The 22,729-nt window shown below is 45.7% G+C and carries 21 protein-coding genes; 13 read left to right on the forward strand and 8 right to left on the reverse strand.

Annotated features, from left to right (window positions below):
- Nucleotides 1-4 precede the first annotated feature (4 nt).
- The 5 genes from HBAL_RS03910 to HBAL_RS03930 form a co-directional block, all read right to left on the reverse strand.
- The gene (locus HBAL_RS03910) at nt 5-793 is read right to left on the reverse strand and encodes a thioesterase family protein (RefSeq protein ID WP_015826621.1); all 789 of its coding nucleotides are present in this window, start codon (nt 791-793) and stop codon (nt 5-7) included.
- A gap of 122 nt (nt 794-915) precedes the next feature.
- Nucleotides 916-1,974, reverse strand: coding sequence for an HpcH/HpaI aldolase/citrate lyase family protein (locus HBAL_RS03915; protein ID WP_015826622.1), 1,059 nt, complete (start codon nt 1,972-1,974; stop codon nt 916-918).
- A gap of 103 nt (nt 1,975-2,077) precedes the next feature.
- Nucleotides 2,078-3,004, reverse strand: coding sequence for a site-specific tyrosine recombinase XerD (locus tag HBAL_RS03920; protein WP_015826623.1), 927 nt, complete (start codon nt 3,002-3,004; stop codon nt 2,078-2,080).
- Nucleotides 3,005-3,051: 47 nt separating this feature from the next.
- The gene (locus HBAL_RS03925) at nt 3,052-4,995 is read right to left on the reverse strand and encodes a hypothetical protein (RefSeq protein ID WP_015826624.1); all 1,944 of its coding nucleotides are present in this window, start codon (nt 4,993-4,995) and stop codon (nt 3,052-3,054) included.
- On the reverse strand, nt 4,979-5,158 hold the full coding sequence (locus HBAL_RS03930) for a hypothetical protein (protein ID WP_015826625.1): 180 nt from the start codon (nt 5,156-5,158) through the stop codon (nt 4,979-4,981). The genes HBAL_RS03925 and HBAL_RS03930 overlap by 17 nt, the downstream gene beginning before the upstream one ends.
- A gap of 63 nt (nt 5,159-5,221) precedes the next feature.
- Between HBAL_RS03930 and HBAL_RS03935 the strand changes: the two genes are divergently transcribed.
- From HBAL_RS03935 to HBAL_RS03950, 4 genes are all read left to right on the forward strand, one after another.
- Nucleotides 5,222-5,797, forward strand: a complete 576-nt coding sequence (locus HBAL_RS03935) for a shikimate kinase (RefSeq protein WP_015826626.1) — start codon at nt 5,222-5,224, stop codon at nt 5,795-5,797.
- Between the two features lie 11 nt (nt 5,798-5,808).
- Nucleotides 5,809-6,930: a 3-dehydroquinate synthase gene (gene aroB, locus HBAL_RS03940; protein ID WP_015826627.1), complete on the forward strand. Its 1,122-nt coding sequence runs from the start codon at nt 5,809-5,811 to the stop codon at nt 6,928-6,930.
- Nucleotides 6,931-6,940: 10 nt separating this feature from the next.
- Nucleotides 6,941-8,212 carry an HlyC/CorC family transporter gene (locus HBAL_RS03945; protein ID WP_015826628.1) on the forward strand — a complete coding sequence of 424 codons (1,272 nt, stop codon included), beginning with the start codon at nt 6,941-6,943 and terminating at the stop codon, nt 8,210-8,212.
- A 130-nt stretch (nt 8,213-8,342) separates the two neighbouring features.
- A complete protein-coding gene (locus tag HBAL_RS03950; protein WP_015826629.1) occupies nt 8,343-9,089 on the forward strand; it encodes a helix-turn-helix transcriptional regulator in 747 nt (248 codons plus the stop codon).
- Nucleotides 9,090-9,314: 225 nt separating this feature from the next.
- Here HBAL_RS03950 and HBAL_RS03955 read toward each other — a convergent pair whose 3' ends face one another.
- A complete protein-coding gene (locus tag HBAL_RS03955; protein WP_015826630.1) occupies nt 9,315-9,590 on the reverse strand; it encodes a BolA family protein in 276 nt (91 codons plus the stop codon).
- A 39-nt stretch (nt 9,591-9,629) separates the two neighbouring features.
- Here HBAL_RS03955 and HBAL_RS03960 point away from each other — a divergent pair, with 39 nt between their 5' ends.
- The 5 genes from HBAL_RS03960 to HBAL_RS03980 all read left to right on the forward strand — a co-directional run bounded on the left by HBAL_RS03960 (nt 9,630) and on the right by HBAL_RS03980 (nt 15,658).
- Nucleotides 9,630-10,304, forward strand: a complete 675-nt coding sequence (locus tag HBAL_RS03960; RefSeq protein ID WP_015826631.1) for a DnaJ domain-containing protein — start codon at nt 9,630-9,632, stop codon at nt 10,302-10,304.
- 144 nt (nt 10,305-10,448) lie between these two features.
- Entirely contained in the window at nt 10,449-11,432 is a 984-nt protein-coding gene (gene cobS / locus HBAL_RS03965; RefSeq protein WP_015826632.1) for a cobaltochelatase subunit CobS, read from the forward strand.
- Nucleotides 11,433-11,466: 34 nt separating this feature from the next.
- A complete protein-coding gene (cobT, locus tag HBAL_RS03970) occupies nt 11,467-13,428 on the forward strand; it encodes a cobaltochelatase subunit CobT (protein WP_015826633.1) in 1,962 nt (653 codons plus the stop codon).
- Nucleotides 13,403-14,617 carry an esterase-like activity of phytase family protein gene (locus tag HBAL_RS03975; protein WP_149037356.1) on the forward strand — a complete coding sequence of 405 codons (1,215 nt, stop codon included), beginning with the start codon at nt 13,403-13,405 and terminating at the stop codon, nt 14,615-14,617. The genes cobT and HBAL_RS03975 overlap by 26 nt, the downstream gene beginning before the upstream one ends.
- Nucleotides 14,618-14,692: 75 nt before the next feature.
- On the forward strand, nt 14,693-15,658 hold the full coding sequence (locus HBAL_RS03980; protein ID WP_015826635.1) for an acetyl-CoA carboxylase carboxyltransferase subunit alpha: 966 nt from the start codon (nt 14,693-14,695) through the stop codon (nt 15,656-15,658).
- A 59-nt stretch (nt 15,659-15,717) separates the two neighbouring features.
- On the opposite strand, the gene HBAL_RS03985 is transcribed toward HBAL_RS03980, so the two are convergent.
- Nucleotides 15,718-16,461, reverse strand: a complete 744-nt coding sequence (locus HBAL_RS03985) for a DUF481 domain-containing protein (protein WP_015826636.1) — start codon at nt 16,459-16,461, stop codon at nt 15,718-15,720.
- Nucleotides 16,462-16,727: 266 nt separating this feature from the next.
- Nucleotides 16,728-19,451: a preprotein translocase subunit SecA gene (secA, locus tag HBAL_RS03990; RefSeq protein ID WP_015826637.1), complete on the reverse strand. Its 2,724-nt coding sequence runs from the start codon at nt 19,449-19,451 to the stop codon at nt 16,728-16,730.
- Between the two features lie 363 nt (nt 19,452-19,814).
- Between secA and HBAL_RS03995 the strand changes: the two genes are divergently transcribed.
- From HBAL_RS03995 to HBAL_RS04010, 4 genes are read left to right on the forward strand one after another with little or no spacing between them, the layout of a single operon-like run.
- Nucleotides 19,815-20,783 (forward strand): peptidylprolyl isomerase, encoded by a 969-nt coding sequence (locus HBAL_RS03995; RefSeq protein ID WP_015826638.1) that lies wholly within the window; start codon nt 19,815-19,817, stop codon nt 20,781-20,783.
- A 23-nt stretch (nt 20,784-20,806) separates the two neighbouring features.
- Nucleotides 20,807-22,048, forward strand: coding sequence for a bifunctional glutamate N-acetyltransferase/amino-acid acetyltransferase ArgJ (argJ, locus tag HBAL_RS04000; protein WP_015826639.1), 1,242 nt, complete (start codon nt 20,807-20,809; stop codon nt 22,046-22,048).
- Nucleotides 22,049-22,090: 42 nt separating this feature from the next.
- On the forward strand, nt 22,091-22,519 hold the full coding sequence (mutT, locus tag HBAL_RS04005; protein WP_015826640.1) for an 8-oxo-dGTP diphosphatase MutT: 429 nt from the start codon (nt 22,091-22,093) through the stop codon (nt 22,517-22,519).
- The gene (locus HBAL_RS04010) at nt 22,507-22,710 is read left to right on the forward strand and encodes a Flp family type IVb pilin (protein ID WP_015826641.1); all 204 of its coding nucleotides are present in this window, start codon (nt 22,507-22,509) and stop codon (nt 22,708-22,710) included. The genes mutT and HBAL_RS04010 overlap by 13 nt, the downstream gene beginning before the upstream one ends.
- Nucleotides 22,711-22,729 lie beyond the last annotated feature (19 nt).

The following is a 22,729-nucleotide window of genomic DNA, read 5'->3' on the forward strand; positions in this document are numbered from 1 at the left end:
CCGTTTAGGCAAATATCGAAACGAGCTGACGTGCTAGCATCACGCATTCACCGGATGTGTTCCAGATAGCCATATTCTGGCTTGAGAATCCACCGCCAGCGCTGTCGGCGGTTGTGCGTACAAGCCACCAACCTTCTTCTGTCGTTGGGTTGTCACCAAGCATATTGATCATCCAATTAACACTCGACATTGGTGTCCATTCTGACATGGAGGTTCCGTAGGCAGGAATAAGCGCATCTGCCAATGTGATAAGCCCAGTCATACTTTTTCGAGCATCTTCATCATTGTGCCGTATCCACCAATACAGGTCAGGCGTTTCTGCTTTGGCAAATGGCATATTGTGGATTGGTGCGACTTCGAACTGACTGTAAAACAACGGAAATGGCGGGTGATAGGTCTCAATTGTCGGGTCGCTAAGAGGTGTTTTCTGAACTGGACTAACGGGCGCTGGATAATCCAAAATTGATTCTGTCCGATGGTCGGCGAAGGTGAAAATGACTTCCGTCGCACAGTTTGCACCATTCTTTATTTCCGTGCGGTAGGATGATGATGTGCGGCCGCTACGAAGCAGAGAGACATCAATATCAACTTCGTCGCCAGTCGGGCCGACAAACGAAATCATCGCTGAGCGCAATGCTCTTTTTTCTCCGCTTATTTCACGCGTTGCATGATAGGCTAGCCCTGCGACAAGGCCCCCAAATGCAGATCTTCCCTGAGACCAGTCCTTATGGATGGGGGCAGTGAGTGTGTCTCCTGACCGCGTCATAGAGGTGAATATTTCAGAGAATTTCATAGAAAATCCGTTCATCATATATTTTTCAGAAAAATATCATGACGAAAGATTGGGCCTCTGAAAACCCTGTCCTAAGGGCAGTTTATCGTTAAAAATGAATTCGAGGTGCTACTATTTATGCCCTAAAAACCGTATGCTGACGCCATGTCATGGTCTTTGGCTGCAATTTGCTTGGCAAGGTCGACGATAACCTTGGCCTGCTTCCATGTTGCGTCATCCTGCATTTTGCCATCAATCATATGCACACCAGAACCATCTGGCATGGCTTCGAGGATTTTTTTGGCGAAGAGGACTTCATCAATTGCTGGAGAAAACACGTCTTTTGCAATTTTGATTTGATTCGGGTGTAGGCTCCATGCGCCGGCACATCCCATGAGGAAAGCATTTTTAAACTGTTGCTCGCAGGCATCTAGATCAGCAATATCTCCGAATGGGCCATAGAAAGCTTTAATTCCTGCAGTGCAGCAAGCATCAACCATTTTGGCGACTGTATAGTGCCATAAATCCTGCTGGGCAGCTGCGCGGGCGCTGCCGTCTGCATGCGGGTCTTCTATGACTTTGTAAAAAGGATGGCCGCCGCCGACCCGAGTTGTTTTCATTGCGCGAGAGGCGGCAAGATCGGCGGGGCCAAGTGAAATTCCGTGCATACGTGGTGAGGCGAGGCATATTTCCTCGACATTTTGAACGCCTTCAGCCGTTTCTAAAATCGCGTGGAGCATGATTGGGCGTTTGATATTTGCTTTGGCTTCCAGCTGAGCGATCAATTGGTCAGCATAATGTATGTCCCATGGGCCCTCGACTTTGGGCAGCATTATGACATCTAATTGATTGCCTGCTTTTGTGACTAATTCTGTGACATCATCTAAAAACCAAGGTGAATTCAAGCAATTAACTCTTGCCCAAAACCCCGTGCCTGTTGCCGCAAAATCAAACTCTTTTGCCATTGCCAAAGCACCAGCACGTGCCGCTTCTTTGGCGTCAGTTGGAATGGCATCTTCAAGGTTTGCGAGGATAACATCTGCTTTTTTTGCGATGTCGCCTGATTTTGCACGTACTTTTTCGATATGTGGCGGCACAAAGTGAATCATGCGTTCCACATTGACGGGAAGTTCACGAAAAGGAGCGGGTGCGCCAATAGCTAAAGGCTTGAAGAAGCTTCGTGGTGGTTTTGCTTTAGACATTTTGGACCCTTCCCGTATCGAATTTTATATATTTTCTTCGAAACTAAACTTTATGCTGCACTGCGTCAATTAAAGATTTTAGTCGATAAATTTGGTCGCAAAATTAGTATGGGTTAGAAAGGGGATGCGCAGCTTCTAGGAGCTTTTGCAATTCATCTGTCATGACATGAGTGTAGATTTGCGTTGTTGATATATCGGCATGGCCTAGCAGCATTTGGACTGCGCGCAGATCAGCGCCGCCTGATAAAAGGTGTGTTGCGAAGGCATGTCTTAGCGCGTGAGGTGTGACTCTTTTGGGAGAAATTGCGGCTTTAGTGGCGAGGTTCTCTAGTATTTGTGCTAGTCTTCTGCGTGTGAAGTGCCCAGTTTTTCCGCGTGAAGGAAATACGTATTTATCAGCGATTTTACGGGTTTCATTCTTGGGAAGAAATTTCTCACGTACACTAAACCATTGCTCAAGGGCATCTCTAGCAGGTTTGCCTAACGGGGTTAAACGGTCTTTATCTCCCTTACCTCGTATAATCAGCGCCGTATCTTTTCCGCGTGGAAGAGATGACATTGGAAGTTCACAAGCTTCTGACGCGCGAAGGCCTGCGCTATATAATAATTCCAGAATACAGCGGTCTCTAATATCTGAGGGTTCATCGCCATCGGCGGCATTTATAAGAGCGACAACTTCTTCTTTTGACAGAACGTCTGGAATGTTGCGGATGATTTGCGGGCCGTCTAATCGTGAGGTTGGATCATCTTCGCGTTCGCCTTCTTCTAATTCAAATTTGAAGAAGGATTTTAGCGAAGACAATCGACGAGCAGCAGTTGATTTTGCCATACCTCGGCTGTCCAAGTCGCGCATATAAGCGGACAGGTTTTCACTATTTGCTCCAACCAAGCCGCCTTTATCTGCGAGGAATTCAGACGCATCAGAAAGGTCGCGTCGATAGGCATCCAGCGTGTTTTGTGAGGCACCTCTCGAGGCGCTCATCATTTCAAGGAAAGCATCGACGCGGCGAAAATCAAGACGCACGGACATAGCGATTTGTCACTTTCTGAAAATAGACCCTATCATATTGATAGAAATCAATTTTTTGGTTTACCCCATGGTGCAAGAGCTTCAAATGCGATGGCTTTGGCGTTTTTTTCTAGGCCATTTTGGCTCAACGTATTTAAGCTGTTTGTATAGGGGATGAGTGAACCAGAATGAGGTTGATTGTCTCTTAATATTAAAAACGCACGCAGCACAGCTTCACCTGTTGCGTCGGTACGCAATGCCGTATCCATTTGATAATCTTGTAAAATTAATTCCATGCTTGGAACTGAATTTTGATAATCAGCGATCAAATGCCGTGCTTCTGGTGGAAGTTTGTATCCGATACCTGACATTAGCGACAGCAGCTGTGCTGATTCAATTGGGTGCTGTTTATTTTGCGCCATGAGGCTTTGCGCAACTTTTGTAATGTCTTGAGATTTAGCATTGTCAGTCGCGAACAAGATTAAAACATCAAAGCGCGCTTTGTCCCATTCTGAGTGTAAAATCGGTGGTAAACGTGCTGGTAGTGGCGCTTCAATGGTAGAGGGCTGTCCATTTACTGCTGAGTTTGGTGCGTTTTGGTTGGCATTTAATGCGGCCAATTGTTCATCGAGTGTGAGCGATGTGTCATTTGGCTGCTGACTTAGTGTCGGCGTCAAATTCATTGGACCTGATGCAAGCGGTTTTCCTGTTGCAGGATCAATTTGCACGGGCTGAGGTTGTTGAACCAAGCCAGTAGGTTGCATTGTCGGTGCTGGAGCTGGCGGTGGTTCATCAAATGTGTTGTCCATCGCATCGCGCCATTTTTTCGCAAGCGCAATATCACCTGCTGCAAGTGCAGCTTCGACAAAAGAAGGGCTGAGTTGTGCCGTCTCTCTAATTTGCGGAATGGATTTTAGCTCTGGCAGCAAAATTTTGGCGTTGAGTGAATAATCCTGAGCGTTTCCATAGGATGCTGCGAGCGCAGCAATTAGCTGAGTAGCTTTGTCTTGCATGGAAAGCGCAGGGTTAGTGACACTATCAACGGCGCGCTCTAGCGGATTTCTAAGGATATCTGAGTCAGCTTGTGGCTGTTGATCTGCTGGAAGGTTTGGATCAGGTGCAATCATTGCTGGCTTTGGTGATATAACAGCGCGGCGAACTTTGGCCGCTTCTATAATGCCGGCTCTAGCGGCGTGCAGCATGGCTTGCATGCGGATTTCATCTGATGCGTCTGTGCGCTCAGAAAGAAGCGCAGCATAAGTCACCGGGATGCTTGTGGCGGCATCGGGTGCGGCTGGCAGGTCTGCAGCTAATGAAAGCGCGATCGCAGCACCAGAAGAATAATTAGCTGGTGGAAGTTTTATTTTGTCATTTCCGGCTTTGACTTCGGCAATGGCTCCAACGGCTTCAAAAAACCAAGGGTCTTCTTCACCAGTGGAAACAGCCATTTCGGCAGCGAGATTTGCCGCAGCTGCATTTCCCGCTAGCGCAAAACATGTTGCGCGAAGTGTTTGCCAATATGGGTCTTCACTTGGAGCAAGTTCTACTGCTGCACAGGCGCGTTGATTATCACCTGTGGCGAGGTCTAGGTCGGCTTCATATTTGTGTGGATCTTCTGACCATGCTTCTGATGGAAAACGCTGAAGCAGATTATTGGCGTGGGCGTTTTCGCCAAGCTCACGCAAAAGACGCAGACGTTGGCCTGTTGCTTCATTGATATCGCCGATAGGTGCTTTGCCGCCGGACAATATGACAGCCCGCAATAAATTAGACTGAGCAGATGAAAGCAGGTGTCCGTCAATTGATCCGAGGAGTTCATTGACTGTTTGTGCGCTTGTGGCTGCCCAAAGATTTGAGTTTAAGCCGTTTGTTTTGCCGCTTTTCCAGCCGACACCCCAAGGGTCAACTTCTGTCAGCGAGCCTGAAGAGATGATTTGAGCTGTTGCGGGTAGGCTTAAAACGCTGGCAAGGACTAGAATCGATGCTGAAATACACTTAGCGGATTTTAACATTTGTTGCCTCCATGCGAATCTCTTCTACATTCGGCGCATTCTTTTCGGCTTTATCAGCAAAGTAAAATACACCCCCAGCTGCTACACCTACGAGCAATAATAGAAAAATCAGCTTTGGAAGCATGGATTTTTCTTTTTTTCCGGCCATTCTTTGGTTTCGCATGAATTGCTCCCATCTTACGGGTTGTATAAGCGTATATTGAGTCTATCGGCAAAGAGCTTTTTTGTGACACACGGTTTATCGATTGAAAACGACCAAAAAGCGGCAAAGGTGCAGTTTAATGCACAAGATCCGCATAAACAGACAATTGTGCTTGTGGGTATCATGGGGGCAGGTAAGTCTTCTGTGGGCCGGCGATTGGCGCAAGAATTGAAGATTCCATTTTTTGATAGTGATGACGAAGTGGAAAAAGCAGCGTCTATGACCATCCCGGAAATTTTTTCAAAACACGGTGAAGAAGAGTTTAGACGCGTCGAAGCGCGCGTGATTGAGCGCCTGCTTGAAGAACCTAGAATGATTCTGGCGACAGGCGGCGGCGCGTTCATGAATGAAGCGACGCGAGAAATCATGCAGAAAAATGCTATTACGGTTTGGCTGAATGCTGATCTTGAAACCTTGTGGCGGCGTGTCAGTAAAAAGGGCGGCCGGCCTTTATTAAAGAAGGAAAATCCAAAACAAGTATTGGCTGACCTTCTAACTTTAAGAAAACCGATATACGCATTGGCCGATTATGAAGTTGCGTCCATAGATGGCCCACATAAAACGACGGTCGATGCCGTGCGTTCGGCGTTGAATGTTTGAGTGAGAAGTGAATGACTAATAAATCTGCCATGCAAGTTACCGTCGCTTTGGGCGAACGTAGCTATGATATTCACATAGCGAGCGGGTTATTGTCGCGTGCGGGTGAGTTGACCAAACCAATTTTGAAGCAGCCTCGCGTTTACATTGTGACAGATGAAAATGTTGCGAAAATTCACTTAGAAACGCTTAAAGCTGGGCTGGCCAAAGAAGGCATTTCTGCTTTTGTGGAAGTCTTGCCGCCCGGGGAATCGACGAAATGTTATGCTAATCTTGAAAGCACGATTGATGCATTAATGGCGCAGGGCGCAGATCGCAATGATGTTGTCATTGCGCTTGGTGGCGGCGTCATCGGTGATCTGACGGGCTTAGTTGCGGGGCTTTTGAAACGCGGAATGCGTTTTGTACAAGTGCCGACAACATTATTGGCGCAGGTAGATTCGTCAGTGGGCGGCAAAACAGCGATCAACTCAAAAATGGGTAAAAATCTGATTGGGTTGTTTAATCAGCCTGAAATGGTGATTGCTGATCAGGATGTTTTGCAGACATTGCCTGTGCGTGAATTGCGCGCTGGTCTTGCGGAAGTCATCAAGTATGGTTTGATTGATGATGTTGAATTCTTTGAGTTTATCGAGCAAAATGCTGAGAAGTTGAATGCCGCTGACCCAGAAATATTATCCGAAGCTGTGCGTGTGTCATGTGAAGCTAAAGCGCGGATTGTGTCTGAAGATGAAACAGAGCGTGGAAAACGGGCCTTGCTCAATTTAGGTCATACATTTGCTCATGCTTTAGAGCGTGCCAATGGTTTTGGTCCTGCTTTGTTGCACGGGGAAGCTGTTGGAACGGGGATGGCAATGGCATTTCGCTATTCCCAAGCTTTAGGATTATGCTCTGGACAAGAAGCTGTTCGGGCTGAAAAGGCTATATTTGCGCTAGGCCTTGAAACAGATGTACGTAAATTATCAGGTGGTCCTTACGAAGGCGATGCTTTGTTGGAACATATGATGCATGACAAGAAAACTGAGCAGGGAAATCTGACCCTTATTCTCGCCAAGGGAATTGGGCAGTCCTATATTGAGAAACAAGTAGATGCCGATAGTTTACGGGCATTTTTGAAAATTGAAACGGCGGACTAGATAAGACAATATGAATATTGATGTGGGATTGGTGTTGCCGCCAATAATCGTGTTTGTCCTATTGATGATGTCGGGGTTCTTTTCTGGGTCTGAAACAGCTCTGACGGCTGCATCTCGTGCACGTATGCTGAGCCTTGAAAAAGAAGGCAAGAAAGGCGCTGCGCGTGTTGTCAGGCTTTTATCAAACCAAGAAGGCTTGATCGGGTCTATTCTGCTTGGGAATAATCTGGTCAATATTCTCGCAACATCCATTGCGACGTCATATTTGTTGAAAATTTTTGGCGCAAACGGGGTTGCTGTGGCGACGGCTGCAATGACTGTTCTTGTGTTGGTGTTTTCAGAGGTTATGCCAAAAACATATGCGCTGAATAATGCTGATCGCACAGCCATGTCTGTTTCTTGGCCGATATCAATTCTTGTCTTGGTGCTGAAACCCGTTGTGCGTTTTGTGCAGCTTGTCGTGCGCGGAACTTTATCTTTGTTCGGTGTTAAAACAGAAGCTGATGCTTTCTCTCCAGTTGATGAAATTCGCGGTGCAATTGATATGCACGTTGTGGATGGAAATGTGGAAGTTGAAGATAAGCACCGTTTGGGCGGTGTTTTAGACCTCAAAGAGCTAACTGTTGCTGATGTCATGGTGCACAGGAAATCGATCATCATGATTGATGCGGATATTCCACCTGATGACATTGTGCGCCAAGCGCTTGAAAGCCCGCACACCCGATTGCCTTTATATCGAGGCGATAAAGAAGAAATTATCGGCATTCTACACGCGAAAGATTTGCTGCGCGCCATTATGGAAGCGGAAGGCGATTTTTCTAGCCTTGATGTGGAAAGCGTGAAACGAAAAGCATTATTTGCGCCCGAAACAACATCTTTGCAGGATCAGTTGGATCATTTCCAACAGAGTCAGTCTCACTTTGCCATCGTGGTTGATGAATATGGTGCGATCATGGGGTTGATTACGCTTGAAGATATTCTGGAAGAAATTGTAGGTGAAATCCGAGATGAACATGATGTGACGGTAGAGGGTGTGCGTCCTCAACCGGATGGATCAGTGTTTGTGGATGGATGGGCACCTATTCGGGATTTGAACCGTGCGATGGATTGGGACTTGCCCGATGAGGAAGCCGTGACTGTCGCTGGACTGGTGATTCATGAAACGCAATCTATTCCTGAGCCAGGACGGAAATTCGTGTTTCACGGTTACCAATTTGAAATATTGCGTAAACACCGCAATCAGATTACGGGCTTGAGAGTCAGACGCGATCTGGGACTGTAGTTTTATCCGTATACTGTTTTTCCAACACAACTTTAGACGTGTTTTAAGCACGTGCTATTTGTGACAAAATGTGGCTAATTGTGGCGAAATGTGGCCAAATTGAGGAGACCGATTGATCTGAGGGGTGGTTATGGTGTCGGATAATATTGCAAATAGTTTATTTGTATTCGCGAGAGAAGCGAAAGAATGCACAGATGTGCCGGCTTTGGGGCGACTTTTTCAAGACTTAGTTGCGCCTTATGGTGTCACTGCAAGTTCCGCATGGGCGGTCATTGGCGGTGATGTGAAGCTAAGCCGTGGTTTTGGTGAATGGCCGAAAGTTTGGGCGCGCCATTATGCCGATCAGAGATATTTTGAAGTCGATCCGGTATTTGAATCTTTATTGAAAGGTTTTGATGCTGGGTATTGGGATGAGTTGGTGTCTAATTTGCCTGTAAGCCAAGCCGGTTTGAAGGTGATGGAAGATGCTGCTGCTCATGGATATGCTGATGGGTATAGCCGCCTGATACCAACATTAAATGGGTCTTATTATCTTGTGTCGCTTTATGGGAAGACATTAGTACGTGATCCCAATGTGCGCATTCTTTTTGATCTTGCGAGTATAAAATTTGTGCATGAAGGTGTGATGCTACTGAATCGGCGTGTTGGAACACCGCTTAAAGACCATGATCTGACAAAGCGTCAAATTGAGGTGCTGCAAGCCAAAGCAAATGGACAAACAGACAAGCAAACGGCGGACCGTCTAGGCGTTAGCGTTAAAGCGGTGGAGGGCCATTTGACAAAAATTCGCAAGCAGATGAATGCACGCACAACTTCCCAAGCGATTGGTCTTGCGCGCGGTAAGGGCCTTATCCCGCGAAGTTATAATTCAAAATAGAAATATTTCCTTTCAAAATGGGGTTTTCCCTAGTTGTTACTGAAGCAAGTCCTCGGATATACACATCAAATGCCTCTTGGTTGGGGGGACGTAAATTTACCTTCTCAAATAGAATATCGAATTTTGAGAAGGTAATTTTTCCGGACTTAAATCAGCTGATCAATCTCACTCGAATCGTGGTTTAGCCGCGTTTTTTGCAAAAGATGTTTCGTCAGGCAGGTCGTCTCAATTGTCTAAATTCGGTTTTACGATGCGTATTGAGAGTGCGTGAAGCCCTGAATCGAACTCAGATTGTAGAGTTTCGTTGATTTTTCTGTGAATTTCGACACGGTTCATGCCTTCAAAGCTTTTGGACCAGACTTTAATGCTGTAGTGTGTCTCGCCAGTTGGGCTAGCACCTGCGTGACCGGCATGAAGATGGGATTCATCTTCGACTTCCAGAAGTTCAGGTGTTAAAACAGTTATTAGTGCAGTGCGGATTCGGTTTTGTCGGTTTGTCAATTCTTGATCCTTTAGCGAAGGTAGGTCATTTAAAGTCTTATGGCAGATTCTGAAGACTCAAAAGATGGTTTCCGCGCAAAGTTCGTGGATATTCGTATTAAGCCCCCAGGGCATCGCGGACGCAAGAACGTGCGCAATAAGCAGCCTGTTTCAGATAAAGTATGTGAACACAAGGGGTGTGATAAACCGGGAGACTGTAAAGCGCCTAAACAAACGGCTGCTGCAATCAAACGCAAACGTAAGCGCGATGAAGACTTTCACTGGTTTTGCCAGCGTCATGCTTCTGAGTTTAACAAACAATATAATTTCTTCGATGGAATGACAGAAGCGGAATATATGTCATTTCGCAATTCTGAAGATGCTGGACATCAGAAGACTTGGAAATTTGGAACAGGACCTGTGAGTGGTTCTGCTGCTGCTGCTGGATTGCGTTCGCGCATATATAATGGTCGCCACCAATTTGATGCGGCTGGTAATCCGATCCGGCCATCTTCCAAGAGCGATGCACCTGAGCGAACACGTTTGCAGATTAAGGCGCTTGATGAGTTGGGTTTGCCTCACAATGCTGATGCCAAGCATATTAAAGTGAGTTACTCGCGCTTGATTAAGGAGTGCCACCCTGACTCTAATGGTGGTGATCGGTCACAAGAGCATCGACTAGGACAAATTATGAGAGCCTTTAAGACGCTAAAAGCGGCTGGGCTAACTCAATAAATACGCTTGGCTCATATATTTGAGCCAAGATGTCACCTCTACTTTTCTATCAAGTTGTCATTTAACTTGATCTAACCGTTTGAAACATTTCGCGGGCCGCTCTATGGTGCCCAAGATTTGAATTGTTTGATATTGCGTGGTCCTATGTCCGTTACTGATGCTTCCGAAGAATTAAAAGGTTTAGCTCCTACTGTTGAGGTGTCCATTCGTGACACTTTTGGCATTGATATGGACGGCACTGCGCCAGCTTTTCCTGAGCGCTCATCTTATGTGCCTGATTATGATGATACATATCGTTTTGATCCGTTGACGACGCGTGCTGTGTTGGCAGGATTTACGCACAATCGTCGTGTTATGGTGCAAGGATTTCACGGAACAGGTAAATCCACACATATTGAACAGATTGCTGCGCGCTTGAATTGGCCTTTAATGCGGATCAATTTGGATAGTCACGTTTCTCGTATTGATCTTGTCGGTAAGGACGCGATCGTCCTGAAAGATGGCAAGCAGATCACTGAGTTTCGTGAAGGAATTCTACCTTGGGCTTTGCAGCGGCCGATCGCACTTGTATTTGATGAATATGATGCAGGGCGTCCCGATGTTATGTTTGTGATTCAGCGTATTCTTGAGGCTTCTGGCCAATTGACATTGCTTGACCAGAACAAAGTTATGCGTCCGCACAATTTTTTCCGTTTGTTTGCAACAACCAATACTATTGGTTTGGGTGATACGACGGGGCTTTATCACGGGACTCAACAATTAAACCAAGGTCAGATGGACCGTTGGTCAATTGTGACGACTTTGAATTATCTAGAACATGATGTTGAAGCTGATATTGTTGCGGCTAAAGTGCCTGATATGGACACCGAAATTATATCCAAAATGGTGCATGTCGCAGATCTTTCCAGAGCAGCATTTATAAATGGTGACATCTCAACCGTTATGAGCCCAAGAACTGTGATAACTTGGGCTGAGAACGCTACTATTTTTGGTGATGTGCCGACAGCTTTCCGTATGACATTCGTCAATAAATGTGACGAATTGGAACGTCCGGTTGTTGCTGAATTTTATCAACGCGCATTTGGTGAAGATCTTCCTGAGAGCGCTTTGGCTGGATTTAGCGCATAAAATTTGTAATGGACCGGAAAGATACTATCCCTAAATGAGTAAGCCCGCTGATCAACACGAAATTTTTCGTTCAGCCTTAGCCGTGACGACTGCTGCTATGGTGGCCGATAAAAATGTGGAAGTTGGATTTTCAGCTGATGGTGGTCATGCATCCGGGGATCGTATTGTTCTCAATAGTCCACCTCGAAAATTGACGGCTGCGAGTGCTGCATTGGCGCGTGGTGAAGCAGACATGCTTGCGCTAAAAAAACGCCATCATGATGCCAAAGCTTTTTCGGCGAATATGCCGGAATCTGAAGAAGCTGTAGCGATTTATGAAGCAGCTGAGCGTGCACGTATTGATTCCATTGGTGCAAAGGCGATGGATGGCGTGGCTTCAAATCTTGATGCTGTGCTTGAGGAGCGGTGTGAACGCGCCGAATTTATGCGCATTCAGGAAAGAACGAAAATATCTCAAGCAGATGCGATCGAGTTTCTTTTAAGAGAAAGGCTAACTGGTAAGCCTTTGCCGTCTGCAGCTGAACATGTGGCTGATTTTTGGCGAGCTGATCTTGAAAAAAGAGCTTCCGGTTCGCTTGAAGCTTTAGAAAAAGCAATGTCAGACCAATCTAAATTTGCAGATGCTGTGAGGCGTTTGCTGACTGATTTGGATATGAGTGACGAAATTTCACCTGCTGAAGAATCTGAAGATCAGGGCGAAGAAGTCGAAGATGCTGAGGATACTGACGAAGCAGAAGATCAAACTGAAAACTCTGGCGATGAGCAGTCAGAAAGTCAGGGTAGCGAAGAATTCGACGAAGAAGAAGGCGAAAGCGACACAGAGAGTGAATCAGCAATGGCTATGGAAGCCGAAGCTGATATGGATTCTGATGAAGATGCTCCAGAAATGGATGAAGGTTCACAACCTATTCGTCCTAATTATCGCCCCGGCGATGATTGGGGAGCGGGTAATTACAAGGCTTTCTCAACGGCGCATGATGAAATCGCACCAGCTGAAACTTTATGTGATCCCGAAGAACTTGGTCGGTTGAGAGCCTATCTTGATACACAATTGCAAGGTTTGCAGGGGGCTGTCTCACGTTTGGCAAATCGCCTGCAACGTCGATTGATGGCGCAGCAAAACCGGTCGTGGCAATTTGATTTGGAAGAAGGCATCCTAGATACTGCGCGTTTGACCCGTGTTCTAGTTGATCCAACTTCACCGCTCTCATTTATGCAGGAAGATGATTCCAATTTCCGCGACACCGTTGTGACTTTGCTTCTGGATAATTCAGGATCAATGCGCGGGCGGCCTATCATGATCGCGGCTTTATGTGCTGATATTCTAGCGCGTACGTTAGAGCGGTGTGGCGTCAAGGTTGAGATTTTGGGCTTTACCACCAAAGCGTGGAAGGGCGGTTTAGCGCGCGAAGAATGGATTAATGCCGGAAAGCCTGCTTCTCCCGGGCGGCTAAATGATTTACGTCACATTGTTTATAAGAGTGCGGATGCGCCATGGCGGCGGGTGCGTAAAAACCTTGGCTTGATGATGCGCGAAGGGTTGCTCAAAGAAAATATTGATGGCGAAGCGCTGATATGGGCGCATGATCGTTTGATGGCGCGGCCTGAACAGCGACGCATTATGATGGTGATTTCTGATGGTGCCCCTGTTGATGATTCAACGCTTTCTGTGAATACAGGTAATTATCTAGAATCTCATCTTCGGGAAGTCATTAGTTATATTGAAACACGCTCATCAGTGGAATTACTTGCCATTGGTATTGGCCATGATGTGACGCGATATTATCGCCGTGCTGTCACGATTGTTGATGCCGAACAGCTTGGTGGGGCAATGACGGATAAACTGGCCGAACTTTTTGATGAAGAAGGCTCGCAAAAAGGTGAAACTGTCGTAAATCCGAAGCGTGGATCAAGTAAGTCATTAAAAAAATCCAGTGGGGTTTCTGGATTGAAACGAAGCGGCACGGGGGATGTTCAGCGTGCGTTTAAAAGTTAGTCAAAATCTATCTATTACTTGCGTGGCGCTTGCCGCTTTTCTCATTGCTGGATGCGAGAGTTCTCCTCCTAAATCGGCTGAAGTAAAAGAAGAAGCCGTTTCAAAGAGCAGTGCTGATATTGTGGTGGCTGAGACGACCACAATTGAACAAAAAAGATGGGTGTTGGGTGAAGTTGCAAACCAGCATTATCAAGCATCATGCCCATCAAATACCCTCTATATTCCCCCAGAGGAAATCAGTCTTTATACCGCGCCAATAAATCTGAGGAATGTGAATGCGGGTGAAGCGGCATCTTTTGATTTTCTGAAAAGTGCAGAGCTCAACGGTTTGGAATATGTGGCAGGATATCATCTAACGAGCGATGACCCGCGCTTTGGCGGCATTTCAGGTATTGAAACACTAGATAATGGATCGCTTCTTTCAATTACGGATCAAGGTGATTTTCTTTGGATTGGAATGGATGAATATGATCACCTTCAACCAGTATCTGCGCAGATAAGTGCGATTCGCGATACAAATGGGACGCCATACGACAGTAAGCGCGCTGCTGATTCTGAAGGTCTTGCTGTTAGCAATGGTTTGGCGCTTGTGTCATTTGAGCAGGATCATCGCATTGAAGCTTTTGATCTTGAAACATGTGGAAGCAATGCCAGAGCAAGCCGAATTTTAGATTTGGACTTGGACAAGCATGGTGTTGAGAAAATATCCCCAAATGGCGGCATGGAAGCACTCGCTTTGACGGGAGATGGTGGTTTGATATTGGGCATTGAAACCCTCATTGATGGGGCATCTCAAGTTTCCATTAGCCCGCAAGGCAAGATGGCGGATTTCAAACACCGTCTTAATGCGGGTGGCAATAAGAAAATGACTGGAAGTGATTTTCTTGCACAAAGCGATACAGAAGGTGATCTTTATTCGCTTCACCGGCATTATAATCCTGTAACGGGCACATATATTCGGCTTTTGCAAACGCATGTTCAACTTGATGAAAATGATGAATATCAATTGGGCGAGCCAAAAGAACTTCTATATTTGAAGCCACCCGGAATCACTGATAATTTCGAGGGGATCACGGTTCGAAGAGAAGAAAACGGCATTATTCGTCTATTCATTGTGTCGGATGATAATTTTTCTCCTAAGCAGCGAAGTCTATTCTTGATTTTCAATGTAGAGCCAAAGGGTTATTGACCTTATAGACTTGCATCACGTGCTTGCACGGCGTACTTGTGTTGTTGGAATATGCCGAGAATGTAAGGATTTAACGTGTCCACACCATCAACTTTTTTAGATTTTGAAAAACCACTTGCCGAGATGGAAAAGAAAATCGCAGAGCTTGAAGCTGCTGCGGCTGAAGGTGGTGCGTCGATCGAAGAAGAAGTACAAAAGCTCCGCGAGAAATCTGACAAACAATTGCGTGACATCTATACAAGCCTTGGCCCTTGGCAAAAGGCCCAAGTTTCGCGTCACCCAGAGCGCCCGCACTTTTTTGATTATGTCGAAAACCTATTCACCGATTGGGTGGAGCTGGCCGGCGATCGTAAATTTATGAATGACGAAGCACTTGTTGGTGGTTTGGCTCGTTTTAAGGGCACGCCTGTGATGGTTGTCGGCCATGTAAAAGGGCGCACGACTGAAGAACGGATCAAACACAATTTTGGAATGGCGCGCCCTGAAGGATACCGCAAAACTTACCGCTTATATGAGCTGGCTGAGCGTTTTAACCTTCCTGTGATCGCCCTAATTGATACAGCCGGTGCATACCCTGGACGAGGTGGAGAAGAACGCGGGCAAGCTGAGGCGATTGCGAAATCAATCGAAAAAGGATTGACGCTAAACACACCCTTGATTTCTATCATCACGGGTGAAGGTGGATCTGGTGGAGCTGTTGCACTAGCTTCTGGCAACAAGGTTTTCATGCTTGAGCACTCTATCTACACTGTGATTTCTCCTGAAGGTGCTGCTTCAATTTTATTTAGAGATGCTGCTCGTGCGAAAGATGCAGCAGAAGCTATGAAAATTACAGCAGCCGATCTTGAGAAAATGAAGATTGTCGATGCGGTTGTCGAAGAGCCAATTGGTGGGGCTCACCGTGCGCCTCAAGATGTTTACACGCGTGTAAGTGATTTGCTGGATCGTTCACTAGATGAGTTGAAAGATTTATCTCCTGAAGCGTTGCGTAAACAACGTAAAGACCGCTTCTATAAGATTGGACGTGAAGGCTTGAATTAAGCTTTCAAGTTAGATTACTCATTGAAAAAAGGCTCCGTCATATGGCGGAGCCTTTTTTATTATTGATTTGAAAATGCGTAAACAAAAGAGATTTTGGTCGCCGTATCTGTTTTCTCTGTTCTGTTACTCGGTGGATCAGTGTCGTAGCGCACATCAACGGAAAACCGCGCCGAAATATCATTAAACAGGTTTGCAGTAAGCGATAATCCATTCACAAATTGTGTTGATGCTTCAGCATAAACAGCGTTGGTATCGTTCGAGAATGTTACGTTTTCATTGAAGCGATAATTGAATGTCGAACCTGCACGTAATGCGACACTATCTTCTTTATAACTAGGTGTGACGACATCATTGCTTGTCGATTCCGCGATTGTATCAAATCTCCACCCTGGACCACCTTCAATTGTCCAAGTGGCTTTATCACCATCAAGAGCAATATAACCCAAACCACCCCCAACAAAAGCACGGTTGTCAAAACCTGAAAACTTGTCCTGCTCATAGGTTGTTCGTCCATAAGCTGTCCATCGTGGACTATCAAATTTGCGGTCTAACTGGCCCGCAGCAAATATACGGTTCTGGTTTTCTAAGCCTTCGTTCTCACCATAATCAGCTTTGAACTCTCCTGATTGTCGCCATGTGGATGCTTCACGCGCTAATTTTAATCCAATGCCGGCATTCGTTGTTTCCGTGTTTCCTGTGGTGTAACCAGCTGCAAATGAGCCTTCACCCGTGTAGGTGGCTTGTGCATATGCAGAGGTTGATATCGCACTTAGGCTGATAGCTAGGATTGGCGAAAACTTCATTTCATTGGCCCTGTATTCTAAATCTACAAATTATTGAACTGTTCTTAAACATCAAAGTCAGATCTCTACATTGGAAAATTGGCCTTACTAGGGCGCTCTTTTCCATTTTGCGATTAACCATCATAGCTATAGGCATCGATCAAGAGTCTGAGTGCAGTTCTGGATTCGAATTAATAAAGTAACATTACAATAAGTTCATGAAACACAAAAAAACGCATATTCCAATGCAGAAATATGCGTTTTTCCTGAAAATTGTACGGTAGAAGCTACACAGCGCCCTTTGTTGAGGCTGCTGCACTTACATCGCCATGGCAATGTTTATACTTTTTACCAGACCCACAAGGACAAGCGGAGTTTCTTGGCGTTCTGTCCCACGCGGGGTCCTGACGAGGTGCTTGCGCCATTTCATTCTGGCCTGTTTGCGGATCAATGTGAGTTTGTACCACTGCTTTAGGTGGTTCAGCAGGTGCGATTTCACTTGCTTGCGTGCCACCTTCTTCAGATGCAACTTGCAAACGCATAAGCATTGTTGTGACCGCTGTTCTCATGTCTGTGAGTAGAGATTCAAATAATGCAAACGCTTCGGACTTAAATTCATTGAGAGGGTCACGTTGCGCATAACCGCGAAGGTGCACAACGGAACGAAGCTGATCAACATTTGACAAGTGCTCACGCCAGCGGGTGTCAACTTCTTGAAGCAGAACTTGTTTCTCTATCCAGCGCATGCGCTCTTCGCCGACACCGATTGCTTTTTTAGCGTAGGCGTCATCGCAAAATTCGATCAATTGCTCAACAACTTCTTCGGTCGCGACACCTTCAGCATCTGCCCATTGACGAACAGGTGCTTGAAGAGCGAATTCTTCAAGTAAGGTTTTTTCCAAGCCATCAATGTCCCATTGTTCATGGAATGCTTTGGCTGGCATGTGAGTGTGAACCATTGCTTCAATGGTCTGATGACGCATTTCACGAATATCATCTGTGACTTGTTTAGCGTGCATAAATTCGATGCGTTGTTCAAAGATTGCTTTACGCTGATCATTGATAACATCATCATATTTCAACAGATTTTTACGGATTTCAAAATTGCGTTGTTCCACGCGGCGCTGGGATGTTTCCAGTGCCTTATTCATCCATGGGTGAACAATTGCTTCACCTTCTTCAATACCTAGACGACGCATAATTGCATCTAGTCTATCTGCGGCAAAAATACGAAGAAGGTCATCTTCTAGACAGATGAAGAATTTTGAACGTCCAGGGTCACCTTGACGGCCCGTACGACCACGTAATTGGTTATCAATACGGCGGCTCTCATGGCGTTCTGTTGCCAGAACATATAATCCACCTGCATCGAGCGCTTGTTGTTTTTTGACTGCGACATCAGCTGTAATTTCTTCGGCCAAAGCATTTGCTTCAACTTCAGTAAGTTCACGGCCAAGTTTTTCTTCTTTTTCAGCAGTTTCTTTCTCGATACGCATTTCGAGATTACCACCAAGCTGAATGTCGGTTCCGCGCCCCGCCATGTTAGTGGCAACAGTGATGGCACCAGGTACGCCCGCCATAGCAACAATTTGAGCCTCTTGCTCATGATGCAGCGCGTTCAGCACCTGATGTTTGACACCTTTATTGGCAAGGAGTGTTGAAAGAAGTTCTGATTTTTCGATGGATACTGTTCCGACCAAGACAGGCTGGCCGCGTTTTGAGCAATCAGCTAGATCTTCGATAATCGCGTTAAATTTTTCTTTCGCAGTCCGGTAAACAACATCATCATCATCAATACGTTGGATGGGTTTGTTTGTCGGAATTTCCAACACACCAAGTTTGTAAATATCTGAAAACTCATCAGCCTCAGTGGACGCTGTACCGGTCATACCAGATAGTTTGTCGTATAGTCGGAAATAGTTTTGGAAGGTGATAGACGCCAGTGTTTGGTTTTCTGGCTGAATTTTTGTGCGTTCTTTGGCTTCAATTGCTTGGTGCAAACCTTCAGAAAGACGACGACCAGGCATCATACGTCCAGTAAATTCGTCAATCAGGATAACTTCACCTTTTTGTACAATGTAATCAATGTCGCGCTTGAAAAGCTTGTGGGCACGTAGAGCCTGATTAGCATGGTGCACAACAGATACATTTGATGGTTCGTACATTGAGCCATCAAGAAGTTCTGCTTGAGATAGCAATTCTTCTAGTTTTTCATTGCCTTCTTCTGTGTAGACAACTGATTTTTGTTTTTCATCTAATTCAAAATCTGCTTCTTCAAGATTGGGAATGATGGCGTCTAATTTGATATAAAGCTCAGAACGGTCGTCTGTTGGACCTGAAATGATAAGCGGTGTGCGGCTTTCATCAATTAGGATTGAGTCAACTTCATCAACAATACAATAACGGTGACCGCGTTGAACCATATCAGCGAGCGAATATTTCATATTGTCGCGCAGATAGTCGAAGCCAAACTCATTATTGGTTCCGTATGTGATGTCACATGCGTATGCTTCACGGCGTTGATTGTCGTCCATGCCGTGAACAATGCTGCCCCAGCTCATGCCTAGGAAATTATAGACTTGACCCATCCATTCAGCATCACGTGCAGCAAGATAGTCATTCACTGTGATAACGTGAACGCCTTTTCCCTCAAGCGCATTCAGGTAGGTTGGGGCCGTTGCCACCAAAGTTTTACCTTCACCGGTGCGCATCTCAGCAATATTACCGGCATGCATGACCATGCCTCCAATAAGCTGCGTATCGAAATGACGGAGGCCTATTGAGCGTTTAGCTGCTTCCCGAACGGTTGCAAAAGCTTCTGGAAGAATATCATCCAGTGGTGCGCCGTTGGCGATTTTCTGGCGAAACTCACCAGTACGGGCCCGCAAAGCATCGTCGGATAAAGCTTCCGTTACGGGCTCTAGTGCGTTGATCTGCTGCACACGCGCACGAAAAGGCTTTAATTTGCGGTCGTTGACGGAACCAAAAAGTTTCTGGGCGATCCCAAACATAAATATACTACCGTTCGACTGCCACAAAGGGCATAGATAACTAATAAAGATGGTTCTACAAAATAATCGACTGCAAAACCGTGTAAAGACGCGGTTATGACTACCTGAAAAAGGTTGATATATGTCAAACCAGTTAGGCAGAGGTAAGCAGCCCCCCTTAGTGTGTCAATGCGGCGAAGGCGCTTAGGTACAGCATTGCACTGCTTTATGACTTTTTTATCCCACTTGAAGGGTGTTTTAGACGAATTTATCTCGACTAAAGCGACAGCTCTTCGTATTGAGTGCGTTCAAATGGTGTTCGTGATGACTATGCGATATTACAAATAACCTTATTTTTCGGGTGCCATACAGGGAAACAGAATCATGCAAGTCAAAGAAATGAAGCCGTCTCCAGTGTTAAAAACTGTGCGGGGAATGCTTGGTTTATTAGGGGCGTTGATTGTTCTTTCAGCGTGTGAAGATGAGCAGGCCATATTGATTCAACCCACACCGACCGCAGCCGATGATGCGGTAATTGCTGCAACGGTGGATGGATATCCTATTTATGTCGCTGATATTGAAATGGAAGCGGAGTCACAAGGTATCCTCTTAGCTGGGCGTACGCTTGATCCCAGTACGCCAGAATTTACCCGTATACTCAATTCGCTCATCGACGATCATTTGTTGGCGAAAGAAGCTGAAAAACAGAATTTGCACACTGATCCTTATGTGCAGCATCGCTTGAAAGTGATTCGAGAAAGATTGCTGGGAAATATGTTACTTTCTCAAGGTGTCGATGAAGCATCAATTCAGAAATATTATGAGACATCTATCAACTTAAAACAGCTTCAGCTTGGTGAGGAATATCGCGTTCGCCAAATTGTATTGCCCACACTTGAAGCTGCAAACGCGATGATAAAACAAATGACAGCGGAAACTGATTTTTCAGTGCTAGCGTCAAATCGCTCTATTGATGAAGAAACACGCTTAGAAGGTGGTGATCTAGGATTTATAAACCCAGAAACAGCACCTTTGCCGCTGGCCAATGCTATCCAGAATACAGCGATGGGCGGCGTATCCAAACCATTTGAAACGCGCAAAGGTTGGGTTGTCATCAAGGTCGTAGAAAAGCGCCCCGAACCCTTGCCGACATTACAGGATTTGAGACCTCAAATATGGGATTTCTTAATTGCGAGCGAATTAGAACGATTATTGAAGAAACTTCATAAAGATTCGGCTATTATTCGTTCTTTTGAAGAGGTGGAAGGCCCAATTAATGATGCCTTTTCAAATGCGTTGGAAATAGATGAGCAGAACAGCCCTATTCTGCCAGATGAAGAAATTACAGACTAGTTTACCTTTGAAAGAATAGTTGCATGGCCGGTATGAAACTGACGAAATCGCCATTGGCTCCAGAAACGACGCCGATTTTACCCCAAATAGCAGGTGTAGAATTTGCGGTTGGCAGCAATGGTTTCTATGGAAACCGAAATGATGTGTTTATTGCGCGGTTTGAACAACCAGCATCAGCAGCTGGTGTTTTTACGCGTTCATCAACTTGTTCTGCTGATGTGGATTGGTGCCGTGAAGCATTAAGTGCAGGCCAAGGTGAGGCGAGTGCGCTCGTTGTAAATGCTGGAAATTCCAATGCGTTTACTGGTGCGGCTGGTGTTGCAAAAAATAATGCGACGATCGCGGCAGTTACCCAATTGAATAATAGTAAATCTAGCAGTGTTTTTCTGGCGGCCACTGGTGTTATCGGTGAACCGTTAGAGCCAGAATTTATTGCTGATAAAGTGCGAGAAATCTGGCCAAAGCTGGGAACGGCTAGTTTGAATGATGCTGGTGAAGCATTCATGACGACTGACACTTTTCCAAAGGCTAGTACGGCAAGTGCCAGCATTGATGGGGTGGAAGTTCAGATCGGCGGTATTGCCAAAGGCTCTGGTATGATCATGCCTAATATGGCAACCATGCTTGGATATGTTTTTACAGATGCTAATTTATCCCCGTCTGTATGTCAGGCACTTTTGGCGCGCTATACTGATAGCACGTTTAATTGCATCACAGTGGATGGTGACACATCCACATCAGATACATTCATGTTATTTGCGACCAGAAAAGTTGGCCCGCTCATAGAAGATGTAAATGACGAACGGATCGCAGATTTTTCAGTTGCTTTTCATAAAGTTATGCATGATTTGGCGATCCAGATTGTCCGAGATGGTGAGGGGGCGACTAAGCTTGTCGACATCACTGTAACGGGTGCTGCCTCGGTTTCTTCTGCTAAAATCATTGCAACGAGTATTGCCAATTCACCATTGGTAAAAACAGCTTTAGCTGCGTCGGATGCGAATTGGGGGCGTATCGTAATGGCTGTTGGAAAAACAGATCAGCCAGTTAATCGCGATGCGTTGAGTATTTCTTTTGGAGATGTTGAAGTTGCGCGCAATGGTATGCGTGTGCCTGATTATTCCGAAGACGCTGCAAGCAAAGCGTGTCAGGCTCAGGAAATAAGCATTCGTGTGGATGTTGGTGTTGGCGATGCGCAGGCTCAAGTTTGGACGTGTGATCTCACTCATGGTTACGTGGATATTAACGGCGCATATCGAACTTAACCGGTTATCCTAATTTGATCTTGAAAAAAGTGTTCTAAGCATATGACAGACAAAAAGTTGGTGTTGGTTTCAGCTGTCGCACTTGTAGATCAAGAAGACAGATTGTTATTGGCACAGCGTCCAGAAGGGAAGAGTTTAGCAGGTCTCTGGGAATTTCCAGGTGGCAAGGTAGAAGAAGGCGAAAATCCTGAAGCTGCTTTGGTCCGGGAATTAAAAGAGGAATTGGGAATAAAGGTTGATGAGCGAGATTTCTTGCCATTCACGTTTGCATCCCATGCCTACAAAGATTTTCATCTTCTAATGCCAGTTTATCTTTGCCAAACTTGGGAAGGTGAACCGGAAGGGTGCGAAGGCCAAGATTTGGCTTGGGTATCCGTAGACGAATTAGCGAAATATCCAACACCTCCGGCTGATGTGAGGCTTATGGATGATTATAGAAGATGGATAGGAAGCCGCAAATGTGGGGAATAAAAATCAAAACTCTTCTGCAAAAATTTTGCGCGGATAAATCCGGTGCGACTGCGATAGAGTATGGTTTGATCGCCTCTTTGATAGCGGTTGCTATAATCACGAGTGTTGAAGTTGTTGGAACTGAAAACAGCAAAAACTTTGATAATGTCTCCACCAAATGGGACGAGGCTGTTGCCTCTCAAGCAAACTAGTTACTTCACTGCGTTATTT

Source organism: Hirschia baltica ATCC 49814, from assembly GCF_000023785.1.
GTDB lineage: Bacteria > Pseudomonadota > Alphaproteobacteria > Caulobacterales > Hyphomonadaceae > Hirschia > Hirschia baltica.